The organism is Ancylobacter sp. GW821-FHT10E12, assembly GCF_058809335.1.
Genome location: NZ_JBXASN010000005.1, coordinates 93,520 through 117,245, shown reverse-complemented (window position 1 = coordinate 117,245; position 23,726 = coordinate 93,520). Strand labels below are relative to the sequence as shown.

The window sequence follows — 23,726 nt, the reverse complement described above, 5'->3', positions numbered from 1 at the left end:
ATTGGTGAATGACGCGGAGGAGCGCAGGCGGCCCGAACGGCGCCGTATCAGCGCGCGGGGGGGCCTGCGTCGCACCGCAAGGACGGGGGAACGTGCCTATGCGTAACGGTCTTTTCGGTGTCGGTCGGATGACGGCTCGCGCGCGGGGCCTGCTTGTGGTGCCGGCGCTCGGCCTCCTGCTGGCGGGTTGCGCCGGTGCCGGCATCGGCGGTGGCGGCAACGAAGGGCCGATGGGTGCCGGCAATGCCGGCGACCAGGGGCTTCTCGGCTCGCAGCTGGAGACCACCACCGTCGCCCCGAGCGCGGCCGCGTCCTCCTCCTCCCGCACCGCCGCGGCCCCGGTCGCCGTCGCGCCGGCCAGTTCCGTCGCCACGCAGACCGTTGTCGACGGCGCCGGCACCTCGGGCGCCAATTCCACCGCCGGCGTCAATGCCGACGACTATTCGTGCCCCACCGTGCAGGTGCGCGCCGGCGCCGCCGCCTGGCAGGTCACCGACAAGGCCGATGGCAGCATCCGCTACCAGGCGACGCTCGGCGCCTTCTCGCGCGAATGCCGGTTTTCCCGTCCCGACATGACCATGCGCGTCGGCATCCAGGGCCGGGTGCTGCTCGGCGCCAAGGGCGGGCCGGGCAAGGTCACCGTGCCGCTGCGCGTCGCCGTGGTCGAGGAAGGCCCGACGCCGCGGCCGGTCTGGACCAAGCTCTACGCGGTGCCGGTGGAGATCGGGCAGGGCGTGCTGCAGGTCGATTTCGGCCTGGTCGCCGACGACCTGACCTTCCAGCTGCCGTCGCCCGGCCTGCTCGAGCGCTATGTGGTCTATGTCGGCTTCGATTCGCAGAGCGGCGAGGCGGAGGCCAAGCGCACGACCAGGCCGAAGCCGGCCGCGACGGCGACGGCGAGGCCCAAGCCGGTGCAGCCCAAGCCTGCGGCAGCTCCCGCGGCGGATGCGCCGGCCGAGGCGAGCACGCCGGCCGCCGCGCCGACCCGCGTGCAGGTGGCGCCCGCGGCGCCCGCAACCCCGGCGCCCGCTGCCGCGTCGCAGGCCGGCACCACGCCGGCCGCTTCCTCCTCGGCGTCGTCCAGCAGCCAGACGCAGTGGATCGGCGCCCCGGCGCCGCAGACGGGCGGCTTCTCGCAATAGGCGAGGCGGATCGAGCCGGCGCGAATCACGGCCGATGGGGGCGCTTCTCCCCGTTGGCGATGATGCGCCGCTCACACCTCGTCGAAATGGCCCTTGCGGATGCGCCGCACCACCATCCAGATGGTCAGCACCACGAAGGGTACGGCGATCGCCGTGGCCGGGCCGACCGAATAGTGCAGGCCGGCATGCTCCGCCGCCGCGTGCAGGCCTTCCAGCGCATAGTGCAGCAGGCTGATCACGTAATAGGAGATCGCCGCCACCGACAGGCCCTCGACGGTCTGCTGCAGGCGCAGCTGCATGCGCGCGCGCTTGTTCATCGAGCTCAGCAGGTCGCGATTCTGCTGTTCGAGCTCGACATCGACGCGGGTGCGCAACAGGTTGGCGGCGCTAGTGAGCTTGAGCGACAGGTTGGCCTGGCGCTGCTCGGTGGTCTCGCAGGTGCGCATCGCCGGCTGCAGGCGGCGGGCGAGGAATTGCTGCCAGGTGGGAAAGCCGGCGATCGGCCGCTCGCCGATGGTGCGCAGGCGCAGGCCGACGATCTCGTCATAGGCGCGGCTGGCACCGAAGCGGAACAGCGAGGCGGCGGCATCCGCCTCGACCTCGGCGGCGAGCGAGGTGAGCTCGTCCAGCAGCTTGTTGTTGGCGGCGAGCCCTTCGGTGTTCTTCATCTCGTTGGTCACGCCGCGTAGTCGCTCCTCGATGAGGGCGACGGTGGGGGCGATGCGCCTCGCCTCCGGCAGGCCGAGCAGGGCGAGGGTGCGGTAGGTCTCGACCTCCAGCACCCGCTGCACCAGCGCCCCGGCCGCATCCTCCGTCATGCCGCGGTCGCGCACCAGGATGCGCACGAAGCCGGATATGTCCGGCTGGAAATCGGTGGCGATCTCGGCGAAGCCGTCCTCGACATCGGAGCGCGCGAGGCTGGCGCGGTCGAACAGCCGTTCGAGCGGCAGCGCGTCGGCGGTGTCGGTGACGAGGTTGAGGTCGATGGCGACCAGCAGCAGGCCGGGCTGCGGCACCTGCGCCAGCGGCGCCATCAGGCTCGACGAGGAGGGATGGAAGGGCAGGCCGCCCTCGACGATGTCCTCCGCCGGCAGCTCCCAGGTATAGGTGGTGAACTCGGCATGGCGCTCCCAGCGCACGTTGACGCCACCGAACGTGGCGCGGTGCTGCTTGGCCTTCCGGGAGGGCGCCGGCTGGCCGCGTGCCGCGCACAGGGTGGCGAAGGCGTCGCGGTCGGCCTTGGCCTGCTCGCGGTCGACCAGGAAGGCGAGGTGCAGCAGCCGCGCCGGGGTGGCGATCGGCACGAAGGGGCGGGCATGCAGCTCCGCGAGCACGCCGGCGCGCAGCGGATGGTCCGTGAACGGCATCGAGCCGACGGGCGCTGCCGCTCGCGCCACCCCTTGCGCCGCCGGCGGCGCGGGATCGGCAATGCCGACAGCGGGCGCGTCGGGATCGGGCACGGCGGGAATTGACACGGCACGTCTCCTAAGGTTCGCGGCGCGACGCTTGCGGAACTTTTAGCCGGTCGAAGCGGTTGCACGGAGACTGAGGCAAGGCAAGGCCGTTGGCGGTTACGCTGCGTTCGAAACGCGCTGGAAACGTGTGAAAATATAGCGCAGCGACGTTAACGGGCGGGCAATGCCGATGCGTTTAAGAATTCGGTTGCATTGTCGATTGTGGCGGATGCATGAACGTTGGTGGGCGGGTTCGGGAATCGGAACATGACGGTGCTTGCGCGTATCTGGGGCCTGTGCGCTGTCGCTATCCTGGCTCTCGTCATCTCGTCTCCCGCCGACGCCCAGACCAATGTCAAGCCGCGTGTCTACCTGCTGCGCGGGCTGGCCAATATCTTCTCGCTGGGCATGGACGACCTCGCCACCAAGCTGAACGAACGCGGCATCAAGGCCAGCGTGCATTCCTATTCCGACTGGCAGGCGCTCTCCACTGCCGCGGTGGCGGAGGCCAGCGCCGGCAGGCGGCGCCCCTCGCCGGTGATCATCATCGGCCATTCGCTCGGCGCCGATGCGGCGGTCTACATGGGCAACCGGGTCAGCGGCAGCGGCGTGCCGGTTCCCCTCGTCGTCACCTTCGACCCGGTGACGCCGACCACCGCCTCGGCGGCGATCGGCCGGGTGGTGAATTTCTATCAGGGCGCGGGGTCGGGCAAGCCGGTGTCCGGGCCGAAGGTCCAGAACGTGAACATGGCGGGCATGAGCAATGTCGGTCACTTCAACATCGACAAGCTGGCCGAACTGCACGAGCGGGTGATCTCGATGATCGAGCGCCCGGCACGCCCGGTGCGGCCGAAGCCGACGACCCGTCCGGCGGCGCCGGTCGCCGCCGCCCCGCCAGCCGTGCCGTCATTCGCCACCGAGACCGCCTCGGCGCCGCCGGCGAGCGTGCCGCTCTCGGCGAGCCGGGCGCCTAATTGAGCTCGACCGACACCACCTTGAACGTGTGCATGTCGCCGCTCTCGTCGCGCAGCGAGACATATTCGCCGGGTGCGAAGGCGTGGTCGGCGAAGCGGTAGCCGGCCTCGTCGTCGTCGACATCGCCCTTGTCATAGTCGAACACCCAGGTGGCGCCGCTTGCGCCGCCGGCCCGGTGCACCAGCATGCCGTCCTCCGGCGCATCGGAACCCCAGAATCGATGCACGGTGCACGCCGCGCGCGTGGTGCGCCACGCTTCCAGGTCGATATGGCCGTAGGCATCCAGCGGGGCGACGAATTCGTAACCGTGGCGGCCGCTGCCCTCCGGAAAATCCTTCGAGCGGGCGAGGTTGAGCCGGACGCGCTTCAGGGCGATCGCATCGACGCCGGCGGCGGAGGGCCGCGTCGCCGTGCTGGTGGACGTGCTCATGGACGATCTCCTTGTCGGCGGGCGCGGCGCACCCTCTTCCTTGTCCACCCATAGAGGTGATCACCGCCTTGATCTGCCGCAAGGGGCGCGGCGAAAGCCGCCCGCCGGATCGGACAGGCCACGGGTCGACCGGCAAACACGGGCTCGACCGACAGACACGGGCTCGACCGACAGACACGGGCTCGACCAACAAACTAGAACCGGTGGTCTAGATTTTTTACCAGAGCCGGTGCATTGCTTTCCCTAGAATGGGTCGAATGACCGAAGGGGAGGAGCGCCATGAGTGGCCAGCTGTCGGCCGATCACGCGACGTTCGATCATGTCGGCCTCGTCATGCCGGCGCCGGATGCCGGCGTGCTGGCGCGGCGCGGGCGGATCATCGCCGATCTGCGCGCCATCGTTCCCGGCGAGGGCGTCATCGACACCGAGATCGAGATGCGCCCCTATGAGAGCGACGGGCTGACCGCCTATCGCCAGCTCCCCCTCGCCGTGGTGCTGCCCTCGACGACGGCGCAGGTCTCCCGCGTGCTGGCCTATTGCCACGCCAACGGCATCCGGGTGGTGCCGCGCGGGGCGGGCACCTCGCTGTCCGGCGGCGCGCTGCCGCTGGAGGACGCGATCCTGCTCGGCATGGGCAAGTTCAACCGCATCCTCGACATCGATTTCGACAACCGCACCGTGACCGCCCAGCCCGGCGTGACCAATCTCGGCATCACCAATGCGGTGGTGCATAACGGCTTCTACTATGCGCCCGATCCCTCCTCGCAGATCGCCTGCACCATCGGCGGCAATGTGGCGGAGAATTCCGGCGGCGTGCATTGCCTGAAATACGGCCTCACCACCAACAACGTGCTCGGCGTCGAGATGGTGCTGATCACCGGCGAGGTGATGCGGCTCGGCGGCCGGCATCTCGATTCCGGCGGGCTCGACCTGCTCGGCCTCATCGTCGGCTCGGAAGGGCTGCTCGGGGTGGTCACGGAAGTCACCGTGCGCATCCTGAAGAAGCCGGAGACCGCGCGGGCGGTGCTGGTCGGCTTCCCGTCCTCCGAGGCGGCGGGCGAATGCGTCGCCGCCATCATCGCCGCTGGCATCATTCCCGGCGGCATGGAGATGATGGACAAGCTCGCCATCGAGGCCGCCGAGGCCTTCGTCAAGGTCGGCTATCCCCTCGACGTCGAGGCGCTGCTGATCGTCGAGCTGGACGGGCCGGAAGCCGAGGTGAACCACCTGATCGAGCGCGTCGCCGCCATCGCCTCCGGGCTCGGCTGCATGACGCTGCGCGCCTCCACCAGCGAGGAGGAGCGCATGGCCTTCTGGGCCGGGCGCAAGGCGGCGTTCCCGGCGGTGGGGCGCATCTCGCCGGATTACTACTGCATGGACGGCACCATTCCGCGCAAGGAGCTGCCGCGCGTGCTGGCCGGCATGACCGCGATGTCGGAAAAATACGGCCTCGCCTGCGCCAACGTCTTCCATGCCGGCGACGGCAACCTGCACCCGCTGATCCTCTACGATGCCAACAAGCCGGGCGAGCTCGAACGCGCCGAGGCCTTCGGCCGCGACATCCTCCTGCTCTGCGTCGAGGTCGGCGGCGTGCTCACCGGCGAGCACGGCGTCGGCGTCGAGAAGCGCGACCTGATGGGCTCGATGTTCAACGAGGTCGATCTCGCGCACCAGCAGCGGCTGAAATGCGCCTTCGATCCCGGTTCGCTGCTCAATCCCGGCAAGATGTTCCCGCAGCTGCACCGCTGCGCCGAGCTCGGGCGCATGCATGTCAGCCGCGGCCAGGTGCCATTTCCCGACATTCCGCGCTTCTGAGGCCGGGTATCCGAGGCAGATATGGCCACCCTGCTCGCCAAGAACGCCAATGTCCTTGTCACCATGGACGGGACGCGCCGGGAAATCCCCGGCGGCGGCCTGTTCGCGCGCGACGGCATGATCGAGGCGGTGGGGCCAGCCGAGGCGCTGCCCGCTGCCGCCGACCGGGTGATCGACCTGTCCGGCCATGTGGTGCTGCCCGGCCTCGTCAATTGCCACCACCATCTCGACCAGACGCTGACCCGCAACCTGCCGGCGGCGCAGAACACCAACCTGTTCCGCTGGCTGAAGGCGCATTACCGCATCTGGGGCGCCCGCACGCCGGAGGCCTCGCGCACCGCGACGCTGGTCGGGCTCGCCGAGCTGGCGCTGTCGGGCTGCACCACCGCCTTCGACCACGCCTACGTATTCCGCAACGGCTGCAAGGTCGACGACCAGATCGCCGCCGCGCGCGAGATCGGCCTGCGCTTCATGGTCTCGCGCGGCTCGATGTCGCTCGGGCAGTCGCGCGGCGGCCTGCCGCCGGACAGTTGCGTCGAGGACGAGGACGACATCCTCGCCGATAGCGAGCGGGTGATCGGCGCCTATCACGACGCCAGGCCCGGCGCGATGCTGCAGATCGCGCTCGCTCCATGCTCGCCGTTCTCGGTCTCGCCGGAGCTGATGCGCGACAGCGCGGCGCTGGCCCGCCGCCACGGCGTGCGCCTGCATACCCATCTCGCCGAGACCATCGACGAGGAGCGCTACACGCTGGAGCGCTTCGGCAAGCGGCCGGTCGCCTATATGGAGGAACTCGGCTGGCTGGGCGACGATGTCTGGTTCGCCCATGCCGTGCATGTGAACGCGCATGAGATCGGCTGCTTTGCCGGTGCGGGAGTCGGCGTGTGCCATTGCCCGTGCTCGAACATGCGCCTCGCCTCCGGCATCGCGCCGGTGAAGGCCTACGGGCGCGCCGGCGTGAAGGTCGGGCTCGGCGTCGACGGCTCGGCCAGCAATGACGGCAACCACATGCTCGGCGAGGCGCGCCAGGCGATGCTGCTGGCGCGGCTGCAGATCAGCCTGCGCCCGCCCGAGGGGCCGGACACCGCGCTCTCCACCTCCGATCCCGCGCGCGACCATGAATGGATGACCGCCCGCGAGGCGCTGGAGCTCGCCACGCTGGGCGGCGCCTCCGTGCTGGGGCGCGAGGATATCGGCTCGCTCGCGCCCGGCAAATGTGCCGACTTCACCGCCTTCCGCCTCGACGACCTCGCCTTTGCCGGCGGCCTGTCCGACCCGGTCGCCGCCACGGTGTTCACCGGCCCGCACCGCGCTGCCTGGACCGTGGTGCATGGTGAGCCGGTGGTCGCGCGCGGCGAGATCGTCACCATCGACCTGCCGGCGGCGATCGCCGAGCACAACCGACATGCGGCGCGCCTTGCCGCCCTGTCCTTCGAGTGAATGGCCATGACCGCGTCGACCGCCGATCGCCTGTGCCCGCGTGACGAAGCCGAGCTCGTCGAGACCGTCCGCTGGGCGGTGTCGGAAAATCGCACCCTCGACGTCGCCGGCACCGGCTCCAAGAAGGAGCTCGGCCGCCATATCCAGACCGACGCCACGCTGGACCTCTCGGCGCTGACCGGCGTGACGCTGTACGAGCCGGCCGAGCTGGTGCTGAGCGCCAGGGCCGGCACGCCGGTCGCTGACATCGCGGCGCTGATCGCCGCCTCCAGCCAGATGATGGCCTTCGAGCCGATGGATTACGGCCCGCTCTTCGGCCGGCCGAAGGGGCAGGGCACGCTGGGCGGGCTGATGGCCACCAATCTCGCCGGCCCGCGCCGTCCCTCCGCCGGCGCCGCGCGCGACCATGCGCTCGGGCTGCGCGCGGTCTCCGGCCGCGGCGAAGCCTTCAAGGCCGGCGGGCGGGTGGTGAAGAACGTCACCGGCTACGACCTGCCGCGCGGATTGTCGGGCTCCTACGGCACGCTCGCTGCCTTCACCGAGTTCACCATCAAGATCCTGCCGCGCCCGGAAACGCTGGAGACGCTGCTGATCCTCGGCCTCGACGACGCGGCCGCCGCCAAGGCGATGAGCGCGGCGGTCGGCTCCTATTACGACGTTTCCGGCGCTGCCCATGTGCCGGCCGACGTCGCGGCCGGGATCCCGGCGCTGGCCGGCACCGGCACCTCGGTGACGGCGCTGCGGCTGGAGGGCGTGCCGCCCTCGATCCGGCATCGCCGCGCCAAGCTGGAAGCGCTGCTCGCCGGCTTCGGCACGCTCGCCGCGCTGGCGGAGGCGGAGTCGACCGCGCTGTGGGAGGCGCTGCGCGATGTCGAGCCGTTCGCCGGCGACCTTGCCCGCGCGGTATGGCGCGTCTCCACCGCGCCGATGCAGGCCGCGGCCGTCGGCGCGGCCATGCGCGCGGTCGGCGCCGCCTGCTTCTACGACTGGGCCGGCGGGCTCATCTGGATCGAGATGCCGGGCGCCGATCCGCGCGCCGATCTCGTGCGCGGCGCGCTCGCCGCCGCCGGCGGTCACGCGACGCTGATCCGCGCCGATGTCGCGACCCGCGCCGGGACCGATGTGTTCCAGCCGCTCGATGCGGTGACCGGGGCGCTGGTGAAGCGGATGAAGGACGGTTTCGACCCGAGCCGGGTGCTCAGCCCCGGCCGCATGTATGCGGGAGTGTGAGGACCATGCAGACCCATTTCTCGCTCGCCCAGCTCGCCGATCCGCAGGTCGCCCGCTCCGAACAGATCCTGCGCGCGTGCGTGCATTGCGGCTTCTGCACCGCCACCTGCCCGACCTATGTGCTGCTGGGCGACGAGCTCGATTCACCGCGCGGCCGCATTTACCTGATCAAGGACATGCTGGAGAACGAGCGGCCGGCCACCGCCGAGGTCGCCAAGCATGTCGACCGCTGCCTGTCCTGCCTGTCCTGCATGACCACCTGCCCGTCGGGCGTGCATTACATGCACCTGGTCGACCATGCGCGCGACCATATCGAGGCGACCTACAAGCGGCCGCTCGCCGACCGGCTCACCCGTGCCCTTCTCGCCATCGTGCTGCCGAATCGCGAGCTGTTTCGTCTCGCCATCGGCGGCGCCATGCTGGCGCGGCCCTTTGCCGGCCTGTTCGAGAAGCTGCCCGGCCTCGCCCCGATCGGCGCCATGCTGAAGCTCGCCCCCGCCCGCCCCGCGACCCGCTCGGCCAGCGAGGGCCAGCGGCGCTTCACGCCCGAGGGGCCGCGCCGTGCCCGCGTCGCATTGCTGGACGGCTGTGCCCAGCCGGTGCTGCGGCCGGAGATCGACGATGCCGCCATCCGCCTGCTCACCCGCATGGGGGTGGAGATCGTCCGCCCCGTCGGCGGCGGCTGCTGCGGCTCGCTGACCCATCACATGGGCAAGGAGGAGCCGGCGCTCGCCAATGCCCGCGCCAATGTCGACGCCTGGTGGCGCGAGATCGCGGGCGAGGGGCTGGACGCGATCATCGTCACCACCTCGGGCTGCGGCACCACGATCAAGGATTACGGCCATATGCTGAGGCTGGAGCCGGCCTATGCCGAGAAGGCGGCGAAGGTGTCGGCGTTGGCCAGGGACATCAGCGAGTTCCTGGTCGAGCGCGAGCTTCCGGTGCCGGTGATCGATGCCGGCCTGCGCGTCGCCTATCACTCGGCCTGCTCGCTGCAACACGGGCAGAAGGTGAAGACCGCACCGAAGGAATTGCTGCAGCGTGTCGGCTTCCAGGTCCTGGAGCCGGCCGAGGGGCATCTGTGCTGCGGCTCGGCCGGCACGTATAATATTCTCCAGCCGGAGATCGCCGGAAAACTGCGCGACCGCAAGATCGCCAATATCGAGCGCACCCAGCCGCAGGTGATCGCCGCCGGCAATATCGGCTGCCTCACCCAGATCGGCGGCGGCACGTCCATTCCCGCCGTGCATACGGTGGAACTGCTCGACTGGGCGACCGGGGGGCCGAATCCGCTGCCGGCGACGGTCGCCGTCGCGGCGGAATGAGCGGGCGGGGCTCGCCCCGCGCTCCGAAGGAGGCCGGTACATGATCGCCGTCATCTTCGAGGTCTGGCCGGCCGAGGGCGAGCGCCAGCACTATCTCGACCTTGCCGCCGCGCTGCGCGCCGATCTCGACGGGCGCGACGGCTTCATCTCGGTGGAGCGGTTCGAGAGCCTCACGGAGCCGGGCAAGCTGCTCTCGCTCTCCATCTGGCGCGACGAGGAGGCGGTGCGCGCCTGGCGCTGCCTACCCTCGCATCGCGCCGCGCAGGGCAAGGGGCGCGGCACGGACGGGCACGGCGGCGTGTTCCGCGACTACCGGCTGCGGGTGGCGAGCGTGCTGCGCGACTATGGCCTGCAGGAGCGCGACGAGGCGCCGGACGATAGCCGCGCGGCGCATCTGCCGGTGGTGTGAGGTGAGGCCCGCTTGACTTTGCCTCTCCCCATGGGGAGAGGCCGGCCGCATAGCGGCCGGGTGAGGGGTGACGACATCGGGAAGCGTCGAAGGCCTCTCTCTCTCCACTGGGGGAGAGAGCGGATATGCTCGCGGCGTGAGGCGATGACTGGCGGGCGACAGCGCGGCGGCTGGCCGTTATAGGTGGATATACCTCCCGCGCCTGCCGGAACCGCCATGTCCCACGCCCCCCGACGTCCCCGCCTGCTCGCCCTGTCGCTTGGCGGCACCATCACCATGACCGCCTCGCCCGGTGGCGGCATCGCCCCGACGCTCGGCGCCGCCGATCTGGTGGCAGCGGTGCCGGGATTGGGCGAGGTGGCGGATATCGAGGCGCGCTCGCCGTTCCGGGTTGGCAGTTCCTCGCTCACGCTTTCCAATATCGCGGCGGTCGCCGCCGACATAAGCGCCGCCTTCGCGGAAGGGTTCGACGGCGCCCTGGTGATCCAGGGCACCGACACCATCGAGGAGACCGCCTTCGCGCTCGACCTCATGGTGCGCGACGCCCACCCGGTGGTGGTGATCGGCGCCATGCGCGGACCGCAGCAGCCGGGCGCCGACGGGCCGGCCAACCTGCTGGCCGGCGCCATCGTCGCGGCGAGCGCGGAGGCGCGCGGGCTCGGCACGCTGGTGGTGCTGAACGACGAGATCCATGCCGCCCGCTACGTTCGCAAGGCGCATACCGCGCTCACCTCGGCCTTCGTCTCCGACAATGGCGGCCCGCTCGGCCTCGTCGCCGAGGGACGCGCGCGCTTCTTCACCCGCGTGGAGACGCTGTCGGTACGGGCACTGGGGGCGCCGCTCGGCGAGCTGCCGGCAGTGGCGCTGATCAGGATCGGCATGGGCGACGACGGCAGGCTGCTGCCGGCGCTCGCCGGCCTCGGCTATGCCGGGGCGGTGATCGAGGGCGCCGGCGCCGGCCATGTTCCGGGCGCGATGGCGCCGGGCGTCGGCGAGCTGGCGGCGCTCATGCCGGTGGTGCTGGCGAGCCGGACGCTCGGCGGCCCGGTCTTCGAGCGCACCTATGGCTATCCCGGCTCCGAGATCGACCTGATCGCGCGCGGCGCGATCCCCGCCGGGCTGCTGCCGGCGCTGAAGGCGCGGCTGCTGCTGATCCTCGCGCTCAAGGCGGGGTTTTCACGCGCGGAGATCGCGGAAGCGTTCGCGACCTTCGCGTAAGGCGCCGCACCGCACCTCGCGGAACTGGATATCCACATCCCGCAAACGAAGCGGGGCGCCCGAAGGCGCCCCGCTCTGAACATGAGGCGTGCAGCCGATCACTCGGCGGCGCCGGCCTCGTCGTCGTCGGACTTCTTCGCCTCGAGGTCCTCGCCGGTCGCCTGGTCGACGACCTTCATCGACAGGCGGGTCTTGCCGCGCTCGTCGAAGCCGAGCAGCTTAACCTTCACCTTGTCGCCTTCCTTGACGACGTCGGAGGTCTTGCCGACACGCTCGCGGGTGAGCTGCGAGATGTGCACGAGGCCGTCCTTGGCGCCGAAGAAGTTCACGAAGGCGCCGAAATCGACCACCTTCACCACGGTGCCTTCATAGATCTGGCCGACTTCCGGCTCGGAAGCGATCGACTTGATCCAGTTCAGCGCCGCCTTGATCGAATCGCCGGACGCCGAGGCCACCTTCACGGTGCCGTCGTCCTCGATATTGATCTTGGCGCCGGTCTTCTCGACGATCTCGCGGATGACCTTGCCGCCCGAGCCGATCACTTCGCGGATCTTGTCGACCGGGATCTGGATCACCTCGATGCGCGGGGCATGCTCGCCGAGCTCGGCGCGGGCGCCGGTCAGCGCCTTGCCCATCTCGCCGAGAATGTGCAGGCGGCCATCCTTCGCCTGGCCGAGGGCGACCTTCATGATCTCCTCGGTGATGCCGGCGATCTTGATGTCCATCTGCAGGGCGGTGACGCCCTTGTCGGTGCCGGCCACCTTGAAGTCCATGTCGCCGAGATGATCCTCGTCGCCGAGGATGTCGGTGAGCACGGCGAATTTCTCGCCTTCCAGGATCAGGCCCATGGCGATGCCCGCCACCGGACGGCGCAGCGGCACGCCGGCATCCATCAGGGCGAGCGAGGTGCCGCAGACCGTGGCCATGGAGGACGAGCCGTTCGACTCGAGGATCTCCGACACCGCGCGCAGCGTGTAGGGGAACTCGTGCGCGGGCGGCAGGATCGGGCGGATGGCGCGCCAGGCGAGCTTGCCGTGGCCGATCTCGCGGCGGCCGGGCGAGCCCATGCGGCCGGTCTCGCCGACCGAGAAGGGCGGGAAGTTGTAGTGCAGCAGGAAGCGCTCCTTGTAGGTGCCTTCCAGGCTGTCGATGAACTGCTCGTCCTCGCCGGTGCCGAGGGTCGCGACCACCAGGGCCTGCGTCTCGCCGCGGGTGAACAGCGCCGAGCCGTGGGCGCGCGGCAGCACGCTGGCTTCGGCGACGATCGGACGAACGGTCCTGGTGTCGCGGCCGTCGATGCGCACGCCCTCGTCGAGGATGGTCCAGCGCACGATCTTGGCTTCGAGCTCCTTCAGCACCTCGGAGAGGACCTGGGCGTCCGGCACGTCCTTGCCCTCGGCGGCGAGGGCGGCGTAATGCGCCTTCGCCTTGGACTTGGCGGCGCCGACCGCCTCGTAGCGGTCCTGCTTGCGGGCGATCTTGTAGGCCGAGCGCAGCTCGTCCTCGATCAGGCCGCGCAGCTCGGCTTCCAGCGCCGAATGGTCGGGAGCGGCGAAGTCGCGCGGCTCCTTGGCGGCCTTCTCGGCGAGGCGGATGATGGCGTCGATCACCGGCTGGAAGTGCCGGTGGCCGAACATCACCGCGCCGAGCATGACTTCCTCGGCCAGTTCCTTGGCTTCGGATTCGACCATCAGCACGGCGTCGGCGGTGCCGGCGACCACGAGGTCGAGAGCCGATTCCTTCAATTCGTCGGTGGTCGGGTTCAGCACGTATTCATTGTCGATGAAGCCGACGCGGGCGCCGCCGATCGGGCCCATGAACGGCACGCCGGACAGGGTGAGCGCCGCGGAAGCCGCGACCATCGACACCACGTCGGGGTCGTTCTCCAGATCGTGCGAAAGCACGGTGATGACGACCTGGGTGTCGTTCTTGTAGCCGTCGGCGAAGAGCGGGCGGATCGGGCGGTCGATCAGGCGGGAGACCAGGGTCTCCTTCTCGCTCGGACGGCCTTCGCGCTTGAAGTAGCCGCCGGGAATGCGACCGGCCGCATAGGCCTTTTCCTGGTAGTTGACGGTGAGCGGGAAGAAGTCCTGGCCCGGCTTCGGCGACTTGGCCGAAACGGCGGTGGCGAGCACGGTGGTGTCGCCGTAGCTGGCGAGCACGGCGCCATCGGCCTGGCGGGCCATCCGGCCGGTCTCGAGGGTGAGCGTGCGCCCGCCCCAGTCGAGTTCCTCGCGGTGAATGTCGAACATATGTATCTCTGGCTTTCCGAAGGACGGCCATGGGCAAGACGGCCGGAGGCTCCTCGAACGAGGAGAAGCCTCCGGCGATCCTGCCATGGCCGCCGCTTCTGTCGGACGCGGCGAACCCCATGCCCGCCGCTCTTGCGGGCTCGAAGCCGGTCTCTTTGCGCAGCGGCGGCGAGAACCTGCTTCAGCTTGTCGAATCGAGAGCCCTTTCGTGCCGATCAGGCGGTTGCGCCGGATCGGCAAGGGCTTCGGCGCAGCGGACCATCCGCCTCGCGCCGTCTTGATAGAGGACGAGGCCCGCACCGCTGGGATGCGAGCCTCGCGTTCAGCCTCAGCGGCGGATGCCCAGCCGCTGGATCAGGGACTTGTAGCGGGATTCCTCGGTCTTCTTGAGATAGTCGAGGAGGCCGCGACGCGCGGACACCATCTTGAGCAGACCGCGACGGGAATGGTTGTCCTTCGCGTGGCTCTTGAAATGGCCGGTGAGGTTGGAGATGCGCTCGGTGAGGATCGCAACCTGCACTTCCGCCGAACCGGTATCGCCCGGCTTGGTGGCATATTCGGTGATGAGCGCCTGCTTGCGCTCGGCAGTAATCGACATCGGGTATCCTTTCCGGGTTTCGATAGTGAAGGGCGGGCCGCCATTTTGCGGGGCTCGCCGGTTCCGCCGATCGGCCGGGCCGGGATGTCGTCCAGCGCGGTCGAATAGCAGCGGATCGCGCGGACCACGGGTCCGCAACGCGCGCGCACCATACACGAAAACGCCAGTGTGGCTAGTATGATGAGGTCAGCCTGCCAATGCCATCGTCATAAGCCTCTGACGTATCTGATCCTGCTTGGAGCGCACCATTCCAGGAATCAGGAACGCATCGATCAGTAACCAAATAAAGCCAACCACGATGAAGTAGGTCAAAATCTGAAGCACGGCGCTCCCGGGGCGACCGAGGTAGAAACGATGCGCCGAGACGATGCCGAGGAAGAACCACAGCAGATAAGCCACCACGGCGGATGGTCCCTCATTACTGATCCGGGTTTCGATCAGGATTTTATCTTGCGTACTGAGTCCCACTGGTGTCCTGCCTCCGCCACATGTCTGAGTATCAAATTACCGCGGTTGAGAAGGCCGTCAACACAACTTTACGATCCGGAATGGAAGATGCGCTTGGGGAAGATCTCGCCGCCCTCGGCCTCGCCGAGCGCCACCAGGCGGCCGCTCGCCGTCACCGCGACCGGGCCTTCGAGGATCGGCGCGTCGCGCCCGCGCAGGATGATCGACTGGCCGCGGGCGAGCCGCGCCGCATCGGCCGGGCTCACGCGGAGCGAGGGCAGCGTGTCGAGGCCGATCTCCACCGGCCGCAGCTGGTCGAAGGGCGGGGTCTCGCCGCGCTCGTCGAACAGGGTGCGCAGCGTCTCCAGCGGCACCAGCTCCTCCTCGGCGAAGGTGCCGACGCTGCTGCGCCTGAGCGCGGCGATATGGCCGTGGCTGCCCAGCATCCGGCCGATGTCGCGGGCGAGCGAGCGCACATAGGTGCCCTTGCCGCATTCGGCCTCGAACACCGCGTGGTCGGCATCCGGCATGTCGACGAGGTCGAGCCGGTGGATGATCACCGGGCGGGCGGCGAGCTCGACGACGATGCCGTCGCGGGCGAGGTCATAGGCGCGCTCGCCATTGATCTTCAGCGCCGAGAAGGCCGGCGGCACCTGCTCGATCTCGCCGCGGAAGGCCGGCAGCGCGGCGAGGATCGCCTCGCGGGTCGGGCGGATATCGGAATGGGCGACGGCCTCGCCTTCGCTGTCGTCGGTATTGGTCTCGACGCCCCAGCGGACGGTGAAGCGGTAGACCTTGCGGCTGTCCATGACGAAGGGCACCGTCTTGGTCGCTTCGCCGAGCGCGATCGGCAGGCAGCCGGAGGCCAGCGGGTCGAGCGTGCCGGCATGGCCGGCCTTCTTGGCGGAGAACAGCCATTTGACCGCGCCGACCGCCTGGGTCGAGGTCATGCCGACCGGCTTGTCGAGCAGGATCCAGCCGTCGACGTCGCGCTTGGGGCGGCGGGCCTGACGATCCTTGCCGCGCGGTCCGCGATGCTCGCGCGGGCCGGCATGGGCGGCAGCTGCATCGGCGACCGGCGCCTCGCCGGCAAGCGCTCCGGCGGAAACCGTCGCGTCGATGCCGGCTTCAGCCGCGAGAGTCTCGGCAATGGCGGCTTCGGCCGCAAAGGTCTCGGAAATGGCGGCTGCAGCCGCCAGGGGGGCGTTCATTTCTCGTCTCCCGCGTCGTTCTTGTCGTCGTCTTCGTCCTGGAGATCGCGCTGCACGTCCGGCGAGCGCAGCAGCGCGTCGATGCGCGCGCCTTCCTCGAAGGAGGTGTCGATGCGGAAGCGCAGTTCCGGCGTGTATTTCAGCGCCACCCGGCGCGAAATCTCGCCGCGCAGCGGCTTGGCATTGGTGGCCAGCACGTCGATCGCCGCCTTGGGGTCCTTGCCGCCGAGCGGCATGACGAAGCAGGTGGCGATCTTCAGGTCCGGGCTCATCCGCACTTCCGGCACGGTGATCAGCACCTTGGCCAGCGCCGGATCGGCGATGTCGCCCCGCGACAGGATGTCGGACAGGGCGTGGCGCACCAGTTCGCCGACGCGCAACTGGCGCTGGCTCGGGCCTGAGCCCGAGCTCGTCTTGGTCTTCATGGCGTTCAACAATCCTCAGGGCGCCCGCCCCGGCAGCGCCGGAGGGCGGGACGGCTTCGACCGGAGCCGACGGATTCGGACCGTCCGGCTCCCGCGGAAATCACAAGGCCGGGCGGCATGCCGTCCGGCCGTCGCGCGCGCCGCCGCAGCGGCGGGCGGTCACAGCGTGCGCTGGACCACCTCGACGCGGTAGCACTCGATGACGTCGCCGGCGCGCATGTCCTGGTAATTCTCGAAGGACATGCCGCATTCCTGGCCGGCCTGCACCACGTTGACCGCATCCTTGAAGCGGTTGAGCGTGGCGAGCTTGCCTTCGTGGATGACGACGTTGTCGCGGATGAGGCGGACATGCTGGCCGCGCTCGACGGTGCCGTCGGTGACGCGGCAGCCGGCGACCTTGCCGACCTTGGACACCGCGAAGATCTCCAGGACCAGCGCGTTGCCGAGCATGGTCTCGCGGTTGATCGGGGCGAGCAGGCCGCCCATCGCCAGCTTCACGTCATCCACGAGGTCGTAGATGATGTTGTAGTAGCGGATCTCGATGCCGGCGCGCTCCGCCGCCTCGCGGGCTTCCTTGTTGGCGCGCACGTTGAACGCGACGATCACGGCGCCGGCCGTCTCGGCCAGCGTCACGTCGCTCTCGTTCACGCCGCCGGCGCCGGAGTGGATGATCCGCGCCTGCACCTCGTCGGTGCCGAGCTTGTCGAGCGAGGCGATGATCGCCTCGACCGAGCCGGACACGTCGCCCTTGATGATCAGCGGGAATTCCTTGCGGCCCGCCGCCTTCACCTGGCTCATCATCTGCTCGAGCGAGCCGCGCACGGTGGCCGAACGCGCGGCCGCCTTCTCGCGCTTCTGGTGCTGGCGATAATCGGTGATCTCGCGGGCACGGGCTTCGCTCTCCACCACGGCGAGGCGGTCGCCCGCCTCCGGGGTGCCGTTGAAGCCGAGGACTTCCACCGGCATCGACGGCTCGGCCGCCCCGACCGGGGAGCCCTTGTCGTTGATGAGGGCGCGCACGCGGCCCCATTCGGCGCCGGCCACGACGATGTCGCTGACGCGCAGGGTGCCGCGCTGCACCAGCACGGTGGCCACCGGGCCGCGACCGCGATCGAGCTTGGCCTCGATGACGGTGCCTTCGGCCTCGCGCTCGGGATTGGCCTTGAGGTCGAGCACTTCGGCCTGAAGGGTGATCAGCTCCAGCAGCTTGTCGAGATTGGTGTGGGCCTTGGCCGACACTTCCACTTCGAGCGTATCGCCGCCGAGGCTTTCGACCTGAACCTCGTATTGCAGCAGCTCGGAGCGCACGCGCTCGGGCTTGGCATCGGGCTTGTCGATCTTGTTGATCGCCACGATCAGCGGCACCTTGGCGGCGCGGGCGTGATTGATGGCTTCCACGGTCTGCGGCATGACGCCGTCATCGGCCGCCACCACCAGCACCACGATGTCCGTCACCTTGGCGCCACGGGCGCGCATGGCGGTGAACGCGGCGTGGCCGGGCGTGTCGATGAAGGTGATCTTGCCGCCGAGCGGCGAGGTCACCTGATAGGCGCCGATATGCTGGGTGATGCCGCCGGCCTCGCCGGACACGACATTGGCCGAGCGCAGGGCGTCGAGCAGCGAGGTCTTGCCGTGGTCGACATGGCCCATGATGGTGACGACCGGCGGGCGCGATTCCAGGTTCTCCGGCGCGTCCGGCGTGTCGAACAGGCCTTCCTCGACGTCGGATTCGGCAACGCGGCGCACGGTGTGGCCGAGTTCCTCGGCGATCAGCTGGGCGGTGTCGGCGTCGATCACGTCGGTGATCTTCACCATCTGGCCCTGCTTCATCAGCAGGCGGATCACGTCGACCGCGCGCTCGGCCATGCGGTTGGCGAGTTCCTGGATCGAGATGGTCTCCGGCACGATGACTTCGCGCGAGATCTTCTCCTTCGCCTCGACATGGCGATGGCCGCTCATGCGCTGGGTGCGGCGGCGGAAGGCGGCGACCGAACGCTGGCGCTCTTCCTCGCCGGACTGCGCCGTCACCAGGGTGAGGCGGCCGCGATTCTTCTCGCCGCCGGCCGGCCGGGTCGGCTTCTGCGGCGGCGGCACCGGGCGCGCAGGTGCGCCACCGGGGCCACGGCGGACCGGACGGCGCTCCTCTTCTTCCGATTCCATCGAGCCGGGGCCGCGCGGGGTCGCCACGCGCGGGGCGCCGGGCGCCGGGGCGGACGGGGCCGGGCTGGCCGGAGCCGCGGCGCGCGGAGCGGGAGCGGCGGCCGGAGCCGGCTGAACGGCGTTGTCCTCGCCGAAACGCTTGCGCGCCTCCTGCTCGGACTTGCGCTTGGCTTCCTCGTCGAAGGCGCGGCGGGCGTCTTCCTCGCGCTTGCGGGCCTCGGCGGCCTCGCGCTCGACCTTCTCGCGGGCCTCGCGCTCGGCGCGCCGGCGGGCTTCTTCCTCGGCGATACGGCGCTCTTCGGCCTCGCGCACGCGGGCGTCCTGCAGCGCGGCGGTGCGCGCGCGGGCTTCTTCCTCGGTCAGCGAGCGAAGCACGACGCCGCCGGGGCGCTGATTGACGGGCGCGGGGCGCGGCCCGGAAAAATTGGCGCCGGGCGCCGGCTGGGTGCGGCCCTGCATCGGCGGGCGCTGCTGCTGCTGCGGCTGCTGCGACGCCGGGCGCGCGGCGGCAGCCGGCTGGGCCGGGCGCGGCGGCTGCGGTGCCGGGGCGGCGGGCGCGGCGGCGGCGGCCGGAGCGGAAGGCGCGGATGGTGCATCGGGCTTCTCGCCCGGACCGAACACGCGCCGCTTCACCTTCTCGACCACCACGGCCTTGGATCGGCCATGGCTGAAGCTCTGGCGAACGACGCCCTGCTCGACAGGCCTCTTGAGCGTCAGGGTCTTGCCCTGGCTAACGCCCATCGTCTTCTCGCCGGGGTTCTTCGTATCGGTCATTCGGTATCCGTTCCTGAGCATCCGCGCCCTGTTGCGGGATGCCTCACATCTGTGCGCCGGCTTGCTATCCAGCGCGCCAGCTCTCGAGCCTTCTTACGCGCGCGAGAAACCCCGCGCTCGTGGGATGGGCGAGCAGCGCAGCATGTACCACATTTGCCCGCCCCAACGCCAAGTCCAATTGCACGCCTGACAAAGAGTTAACGAAGGCGATTTCCCGCCCGTTTGCCTCCCCCGCGCGCCGTGCCAGCGCATCGAGCTTGGCCACCCCGTCGCGCGCCGCATCGGAGGCGTGAACGAGGACGATGGCGCCGCCGAGCAGCGCCTCAGTCACCTTGGTATTGCCCGTCACCAGCTGCCCCGCCTTGTTGGCGAAGCTGAGGGCGGCGAACATGTCCTTCTCGAGCAGGGCGTCGACCATCTCGACGAGACCCGCATCGGCGCGGCCCGAATCCGCCCTCGCCTTGCCGCGGAAGGCGCGGCCGAAAGCCTTCTTCTTCAGCGCCAGCGCCAGCTCGGAGCGGGTGGCCCCGACCCAGGCGCCGCGCCCGGGCAGTTTGGCGGCGAGGTCCGGCACCACCGTGCCGTCCGGCGCCACCACGAAGCGGAGCATCTCGCCGACCGGACGCACGGTCCGGCTGGCGAGGCACAGGCGCGTCAGCTCGCGGCGCGCCGCGGCGGGACCGGCATCGGTCTCGTCCGGCTCGCCGGCGCCGGCGGCAGCCTCATCGGCATCCGCCTGCCCGATCGCCTGCTCGCTCACCCCGCGGCACTCCCCTCGTCGTCCCAACCGGTGCGGGGCTCATGCCCCGGCGCCGGTGTCTTCCTCGTCGGTGCTCTCGTCGGCGGGGTCCTCGCCCGGTGCGGGGAGCTCGTCGGCCGAAATCCAGCCCGCCTTGACGCGGGCCTGCATGATCAGCGCCTCGGCATCCTCGCGGGAGAGCTCGAAGCCTTCCAGCGCGCCGGCGATGCGGACGGTCTCGCCGTCCTTGCGCTCGGTCCAGCCGGTGAGGTCGTCGGTGGCGCAGCCGGCAAGGTCCTCGACCGTCTTGATGTCGTTCTCGCCGAACGCCACCAGCATCGGCGAGGTCACGCCGGGAACCTCGCGCAGCTCGTCCTCGACCCCGAGGGCGCGGCGGCGCTCGTCGAACTCGGCCTCCACCTGGGCGAGATGGCCGAGCGCGCGGTTCTGCAGTTCCTGCGCGGTGTCCTCGTCGAAGCCCTCGATGCTCGCGAGCTCGGCGATCGGCACATAGGCGAGTTCCTCGACGGTGGCGAAGCCTTCCGAGGCGAGGAGCTGGCCCATCATCTCGTCGAGGTCGAGCGCCTCGGCGAACATCTTCGAGCGCTCGGCGAATTCCTTCTGGCGCCGCTCGCTCTCTTCCGCCTCGGTCATGATGTCGATGTCCCAGCCGGTGAGCTGGGAGGCGAGGCGGACATTCTGGCCGCGGCGGCCGATCGCGAGGCTTAGCTGGGCATCCGGGACCACGACTTCAATACGCTCGCGGTCCTCGTCGAGCACCACCTTGACGACTTCGGCCGGCGCGAGGGCGTTGACGATGAAGGTGGCGACGTCGGGCGACCACGGGATGATGTCGATCTTCTCGCCCTGCAGCTCGTTCACCACCGCCTGCACGCGCGAGCCGCGCATGCCGACGCAGGCGCCGACCGGGTCCACCGAGGAATCGCGCGAGGTGACGGCGATCTTGGCGCGCGAGCCGGGGTCGCGGGCCACCGCCTTGATCTCGACGATGCCGTCGTAGATTTCCGGCACTTCCTGGGCGAACAGCTTCGCCATGAACTGCGGATGGGTGCGCGACAGGAAGATCTGCGGGCCGCGCGGCTCGCGGCGCACGTCGTAGACATAGGCGCGCATGCGGTCGCCGGTCTTGAAGACCTCGCGCGGCAGCAGCTCGTCGCGGCGCAGCGAGGCTTCGCCACGACCGAGATCGACGACCACATTGCCGTATTCGACGCGCTTGACCGCGCCGTTGACGATCTCGCCGATGCGGTCCTTGTATTCGTCGTACTGCCGGTCGCGCTCGGCCTCGCGCACCTTCTGCACGATGACCTGCTTGGCGCTCTGCGCGGCGATGCGGCCGAAATCGAAGGGCGGCAGCGTGTCGGCGATGGAATCGCCGACCTGGGCCGCCGGGTTCAGCCGGCGCGCGTCGGCGAGGCTGATCTCGATGGAGGAATTGTCCACCTGGTCGACGACCAGCAGATGCCGCGCCAGGCGCAGCTCGCCGGTGCGCGGGTTGATCTCCGCATGGATGTCGGTCTCGGCGCCGTAGCGGGAGCGCGCCGCCTTGGCGATCGCGTCCTCCATGGCGGCGATGACGATGTGCCGGTCGATCGATTTTTCGCGCGCGACCGCGTCGGCGATCTGCAGAAGCTCGAGCCGGTTTGCACTGACGACAGCCATCAGTTCGTCTCCTTCACGGTGAATTTCCGTTTGGCATTCGATTTCTTGCCCGGCTTGGCGCCGCCCGGGGGCTTCGGCCAGGGCTTCGACTTCTTGATGGCGTCCTTGCGGACGGGCATCTTCTTGGGCGGGAGGATGCGCACCGCGATCTCGTCGCCGCCCGCTTCCGACGCGTCGGCATCCTCCGCCGGCTCGTCGCCGGCCAGGTCCTCGTCGTCCTCGTCGAAATCCGCGCCCTCGCGCAGCGCCTTGTCGCGCCGCAGGGCGTCGCGGATCAGGCCGTCGGTCAGCACGAGGCGGGCGTCGCCGATATCGGCGATCGGCAGACGGTGGGTGTCGGGCGCATCGGCGGGGGCGTCGGGCAGGCGGATCACCGCATGGGCGCTGTCGGTGCCGATGAGCGTGCCGCGAAAGCGCTTGCGGCCCTCGTGCGGCACCGCCATCTCCACCTTCACCTCATGCCCGGTCCAGCGCTGGAAATCGCTGATGCGCACCAGCGGCCGGTCGATGCCGGGGGAGGACATTTCGAGATTATAGGCGCCGGTGATGGGATCCTCGACATCGAGCACCGGCGAGATGGCGCGGCTGGCCGCCTCGCATTCGTCGATGCCGAAGGTGCCGTCCGGCCGCTCGGCCATGATCTGCAGGGTGAGGCTGTCGCCGCCGGAAATCTTGACGCGCACCAGGCGGAAGCCGAGGCCTTCCAGCACCGGGCCGACAATGCCGGCCACCCGAGCGGCCGGGCCGGTCTCGGTGACGAGACGCGGCTCGTCGAGCGCGGCCGCAATCGCGACGATCTCTTCGGACGCGATCTCTTCGGGTTTGGTGTCGTTCTCGCTCATCGTCCTCGCCGGATACTGAAGTCGCTCACAATGCAAAAAGAGCGGGTCCCGGCGGCGGAACCCACTCTCAACCGACCGTCAGGTCATCTGAGATATGTGAATGGCGCCGCTTATACGCCCAAACCATCCTCGCGGCAAGCGGCGCTCCGTCCACGCTTGATGCGGCCGATACGGGCATGCGGAAGCCGGGACGCGGAACCGCGCGGCGATGGCGGCCCGGTCATCCGGCGCTTGTCGACCGGCGCGGCTCCGCGCATAAGCGGAACATGCCCCGTCCCGCTTCCTCCCCGCCGCTGTCCGAGCGCGCGCTGGCCAAGATCAATCTCGGCCTCGCCGTGCTCGGCCGCCGCGCCGACGGCTATCACGACCTGTCCAGCCTCGTCGCCTTTGCCGGGGTCGGCGACCGATTGGCCTATGCGGCGGACGGGGAGGCCGGGCTCGACCTCTCCGGCCCCGGCGCCGCCACGCTCAAGGTCGAGGCGGACAATCTGGTGCTGAAGGCCGCGCGCGAGCTCGCCGCCCGCGTGCCGGGCCTCGCCGTCGGCCGCTTCGCGCTCGACAAGCGGCTGCCGGTCGCCTCCGGCATCGGCGGCGGCTCGGCGGACGCCGCCGCCGCGCTGCGGCTGCTCGCCCGCGCCAACGGCCTCGATGCCGGCGACCCGCGCCTATTCGAGGCCGCGCTTGCCACCGGCTCGGACGTGCCGGCCTGCCTTTTCGGCCGCGCCTGCCTGATGAGCGGGCGCGGCGAGACCGTCGCGCCGGTCCTGCTGCCGCGCTTCGGCGCGGTGCTGGTCAATCCGCGGCGTCCGATCGCCACCGCCGCGGTGTTCCGCGCGCTCGGCCTCGCCCCCGGCACGACCCGTTCCCCGGCGGTGCCGGTGCCGGCCGGCTTCGCCACGCAGGGCGCGGTGCTGGCCTTTCTCGCCACGATGCCCAACGATCTCGAACCGCCGGCCCGCGCGCTGGAGCCGTCGCTCGCCGAGGTGGCCGACACCTTGGCTGCGACGCCGGAGGTGCGGCTGGTGCGCATGTCCGGCTCGGGGGCGAGCTTTTTCGGACTTTATGACGATTGCCGGGCGGCGGCGCGGGCGGGCAAGCTCATCGCCGCCGCGCGGCCGGACTGGTGGGTGAAGTCCACCATCATCGGCTGAGGGGCG

21 protein-coding genes are annotated in these 23,726 nt (G+C 70.0%); 10 read left to right on the top strand and 11 right to left on the bottom strand.

From position 1 onward, the window contains the following. Positions 1 to 98: 98 nt before the first annotated feature. The gene (locus tag AC1RU4_RS08340; protein ID WP_492890598.1) at positions 99 to 1,142 is read left to right on the top strand and encodes a hypothetical protein; all 1,044 of its coding nucleotides are present in this window, start codon (positions 99 to 101) and stop codon (positions 1,140 to 1,142) included. A gap of 71 nt (positions 1,143 to 1,213) precedes the next feature. On the opposite strand, the gene AC1RU4_RS08335 is transcribed toward AC1RU4_RS08340, so the two are convergent. Continuing rightward, positions 1,214 to 2,509 (bottom strand): DUF3422 family protein, encoded by a 1,296-nt coding sequence (locus tag AC1RU4_RS08335; RefSeq protein WP_492890762.1) that lies wholly within the window; start codon positions 2,507 to 2,509, stop codon positions 1,214 to 1,216. 354 nt (positions 2,510 to 2,863) lie between these two features. Between AC1RU4_RS08335 and AC1RU4_RS08330 the strand changes: the two genes are divergently transcribed. Beyond that, positions 2,864 to 3,574, top strand: a complete 711-nt coding sequence (locus AC1RU4_RS08330; RefSeq protein ID WP_492890597.1) for a hypothetical protein — start codon at positions 2,864 to 2,866, stop codon at positions 3,572 to 3,574. On the opposite strand, the gene AC1RU4_RS08325 is transcribed toward AC1RU4_RS08330, so the two are convergent. Then, positions 3,567 to 4,001, bottom strand: coding sequence for a hypothetical protein (locus AC1RU4_RS08325; RefSeq protein ID WP_492890596.1), 435 nt, complete (start codon positions 3,999 to 4,001; stop codon positions 3,567 to 3,569). The genes AC1RU4_RS08330 and AC1RU4_RS08325 overlap by 8 nt on opposite strands. Positions 4,002 to 4,280: 279 nt before the next feature. On the opposite strand from AC1RU4_RS08325, the gene AC1RU4_RS08320 reads away from it, so the two are divergent. The 6 genes from AC1RU4_RS08320 to AC1RU4_RS08295 all read left to right on the top strand — a co-directional run bounded on the left by AC1RU4_RS08320 (position 4,281) and on the right by AC1RU4_RS08295 (position 11,438). Further along, the gene (locus AC1RU4_RS08320) at positions 4,281 to 5,816 is read left to right on the top strand and encodes an FAD-linked oxidase C-terminal domain-containing protein (RefSeq protein ID WP_492890595.1); all 1,536 of its coding nucleotides are present in this window, start codon (positions 4,281 to 4,283) and stop codon (positions 5,814 to 5,816) included. A 21-nt stretch (positions 5,817 to 5,837) separates the two neighbouring features. Next, complete coding sequence (locus AC1RU4_RS08315; protein ID WP_492890594.1) at positions 5,838 to 7,256, top strand: 8-oxoguanine deaminase; 1,419 nt, start codon at positions 5,838 to 5,840, stop codon at positions 7,254 to 7,256. Beyond that, positions 7,257 to 8,486, top strand: coding sequence for an FAD-binding protein (locus AC1RU4_RS08310; protein WP_492890593.1), 1,230 nt, complete (start codon positions 7,257 to 7,259; stop codon positions 8,484 to 8,486). A gap of 5 nt (positions 8,487 to 8,491) precedes the next feature. After that, the gene (glcF, locus tag AC1RU4_RS08305) at positions 8,492 to 9,811 is read left to right on the top strand and encodes a glycolate oxidase subunit GlcF (RefSeq protein ID WP_492890592.1); all 1,320 of its coding nucleotides are present in this window, start codon (positions 8,492 to 8,494) and stop codon (positions 9,809 to 9,811) included. 40 nt (positions 9,812 to 9,851) lie between these two features. After that, on the top strand, positions 9,852 to 10,220 hold the full coding sequence (locus AC1RU4_RS08300; protein ID WP_492890591.1) for an antibiotic biosynthesis monooxygenase family protein: 369 nt from the start codon (positions 9,852 to 9,854) through the stop codon (positions 10,218 to 10,220). 216 nt (positions 10,221 to 10,436) lie between these two features. After that, on the top strand, positions 10,437 to 11,438 hold the full coding sequence (locus AC1RU4_RS08295; protein ID WP_492890590.1) for an asparaginase: 1,002 nt from the start codon (positions 10,437 to 10,439) through the stop codon (positions 11,436 to 11,438). 98 nt (positions 11,439 to 11,536) lie between these two features. On the opposite strand, the gene pnp is transcribed toward AC1RU4_RS08295, so the two are convergent. Beyond that, on the bottom strand, positions 11,537 to 13,690 hold the full coding sequence (pnp, locus tag AC1RU4_RS08290) for a polyribonucleotide nucleotidyltransferase (RefSeq protein ID WP_492890589.1): 2,154 nt from the start codon (positions 13,688 to 13,690) through the stop codon (positions 11,537 to 11,539). A 29-nt stretch (positions 13,691 to 13,719) separates the two neighbouring features. On the opposite strand from pnp, the gene AC1RU4_RS08285 reads away from it, so the two are divergent. Then, positions 13,720 to 13,971 (top strand): hypothetical protein, encoded by a 252-nt coding sequence (locus AC1RU4_RS08285; protein WP_492890588.1) that lies wholly within the window; start codon positions 13,720 to 13,722, stop codon positions 13,969 to 13,971. A 47-nt stretch (positions 13,972 to 14,018) separates the two neighbouring features. Here the strand turns inward: AC1RU4_RS08285 and rpsO are convergent, their stop codons facing one another. The 8 genes from rpsO to rimP form a co-directional block, all read right to left on the bottom strand. Further along, positions 14,019 to 14,288, bottom strand: coding sequence for a 30S ribosomal protein S15 (gene rpsO, locus AC1RU4_RS08280; protein WP_492890587.1), 270 nt, complete (start codon positions 14,286 to 14,288; stop codon positions 14,019 to 14,021). 186 nt (positions 14,289 to 14,474) lie between these two features. Continuing rightward, the gene (locus AC1RU4_RS08275; RefSeq protein ID WP_492890586.1) at positions 14,475 to 14,756 is read right to left on the bottom strand and encodes a TM2 domain-containing protein; all 282 of its coding nucleotides are present in this window, start codon (positions 14,754 to 14,756) and stop codon (positions 14,475 to 14,477) included. A 68-nt stretch (positions 14,757 to 14,824) separates the two neighbouring features. After that, on the bottom strand, positions 14,825 to 15,946 hold the full coding sequence (gene truB / locus AC1RU4_RS08270) for a tRNA pseudouridine(55) synthase TruB (RefSeq protein WP_492890585.1): 1,122 nt from the start codon (positions 15,944 to 15,946) through the stop codon (positions 14,825 to 14,827). Then, positions 15,943 to 16,371, bottom strand: coding sequence for a 30S ribosome-binding factor RbfA (rbfA, locus tag AC1RU4_RS08265; RefSeq protein ID WP_492890584.1), 429 nt, complete (start codon positions 16,369 to 16,371; stop codon positions 15,943 to 15,945). Before rbfA ends, truB begins: the two co-directional genes overlap by 4 nt. Positions 16,372 to 16,530: 159 nt before the next feature. Further along, positions 16,531 to 19,305: a translation initiation factor IF-2 gene (gene infB, locus AC1RU4_RS08260; protein WP_492890583.1), complete on the bottom strand. Its 2,775-nt coding sequence runs from the start codon at positions 19,303 to 19,305 to the stop codon at positions 16,531 to 16,533. A 64-nt stretch (positions 19,306 to 19,369) separates the two neighbouring features. Further along, a complete protein-coding gene (locus AC1RU4_RS08255) occupies positions 19,370 to 20,065 on the bottom strand; it encodes an RNA-binding protein (RefSeq protein WP_492890582.1) in 696 nt (231 codons plus the stop codon). 39 nt (positions 20,066 to 20,104) lie between these two features. Further along, positions 20,105 to 21,727, bottom strand: a complete 1,623-nt coding sequence (gene nusA, locus AC1RU4_RS08250) for a transcription termination factor NusA (protein WP_492890581.1) — start codon at positions 21,725 to 21,727, stop codon at positions 20,105 to 20,107. Further along, positions 21,727 to 22,569, bottom strand: a complete 843-nt coding sequence (gene rimP, locus AC1RU4_RS08245; protein WP_492890580.1) for a ribosome maturation factor RimP — start codon at positions 22,567 to 22,569, stop codon at positions 21,727 to 21,729. The genes nusA and rimP overlap by 1 nt, the downstream gene beginning before the upstream one ends. 266 nt (positions 22,570 to 22,835) lie before the next feature. Between rimP and AC1RU4_RS08240 the strand changes: the two genes are divergently transcribed. Then, entirely contained in the window at positions 22,836 to 23,720 is an 885-nt protein-coding gene (locus AC1RU4_RS08240) for a 4-(cytidine 5'-diphospho)-2-C-methyl-D-erythritol kinase (protein ID WP_492890579.1), read from the top strand. The last annotated feature ends 6 nt before the right edge of the window (positions 23,721 to 23,726 follow it).

Coding starts and splice junctions, on each gene's coding strand:
- rbfA (WP_492890584.1), bottom strand. CDS start 16,371: ATGAAGACCAAGACGAGCTCGGGCTCAGGCCCGAGCCAGCGCCAGTTG.
- truB (WP_492890585.1), bottom strand. CDS start 15,946: ATGAACGCCCCCCTGGCGGCTGCAGCCGCCATTTCCGAGACCTTTGCG.
- AC1RU4_RS08240 (WP_492890579.1), top strand. CDS start 22,836: ATGCCCCGTCCCGCTTCCTCCCCGCCGCTGTCCGAGCGCGCGCTGGCC.
- nusA (WP_492890581.1), bottom strand. CDS start 21,727: ATGGCTGTCGTCAGTGCAAACCGGCTCGAGCTTCTGCAGATCGCCGAC.
- AC1RU4_RS08285 (WP_492890588.1), top strand. CDS start 13,720: ATGGGCAAGACGGCCGGAGGCTCCTCGAACGAGGAGAAGCCTCCGGCG.
- infB (WP_492890583.1), bottom strand. CDS start 19,305: ATGACCGATACGAAGAACCCCGGCGAGAAGACGATGGGCGTTAGCCAG.
- rimP (WP_492890580.1), bottom strand. CDS start 22,569: ATGAGCGAGAACGACACCAAACCCGAAGAGATCGCGTCCGAAGAGATC.
- AC1RU4_RS08300 (WP_492890591.1), top strand. CDS start 9,852: ATGATCGCCGTCATCTTCGAGGTCTGGCCGGCCGAGGGCGAGCGCCAG.
- AC1RU4_RS08295 (WP_492890590.1), top strand. CDS start 10,437: ATGTCCCACGCCCCCCGACGTCCCCGCCTGCTCGCCCTGTCGCTTGGC.
- AC1RU4_RS08335 (WP_492890762.1), bottom strand. CDS start 2,509: ATGCCGTTCACGGACCATCCGCTGCGCGCCGGCGTGCTCGCGGAGCTG.
- pnp (WP_492890589.1), bottom strand. CDS start 13,690: ATGTTCGACATTCACCGCGAGGAACTCGACTGGGGCGGGCGCACGCTC.
- AC1RU4_RS08330 (WP_492890597.1), top strand. CDS start 2,864: ATGACGGTGCTTGCGCGTATCTGGGGCCTGTGCGCTGTCGCTATCCTG.
- AC1RU4_RS08325 (WP_492890596.1), bottom strand. CDS start 4,001: ATGAGCACGTCCACCAGCACGGCGACGCGGCCCTCCGCCGCCGGCGTC.
- AC1RU4_RS08320 (WP_492890595.1), top strand. CDS start 4,281: ATGAGTGGCCAGCTGTCGGCCGATCACGCGACGTTCGATCATGTCGGC.
- AC1RU4_RS08340 (WP_492890598.1), top strand. CDS start 99: ATGCGTAACGGTCTTTTCGGTGTCGGTCGGATGACGGCTCGCGCGCGG.
- AC1RU4_RS08310 (WP_492890593.1), top strand. CDS start 7,257: ATGGCCATGACCGCGTCGACCGCCGATCGCCTGTGCCCGCGTGACGAA.
- AC1RU4_RS08315 (WP_492890594.1), top strand. CDS start 5,838: ATGGCCACCCTGCTCGCCAAGAACGCCAATGTCCTTGTCACCATGGAC.
- rpsO (WP_492890587.1), bottom strand. CDS start 14,288: ATGTCGATTACTGCCGAGCGCAAGCAGGCGCTCATCACCGAATATGCC.
- glcF (WP_492890592.1), top strand. CDS start 8,492: ATGCAGACCCATTTCTCGCTCGCCCAGCTCGCCGATCCGCAGGTCGCC.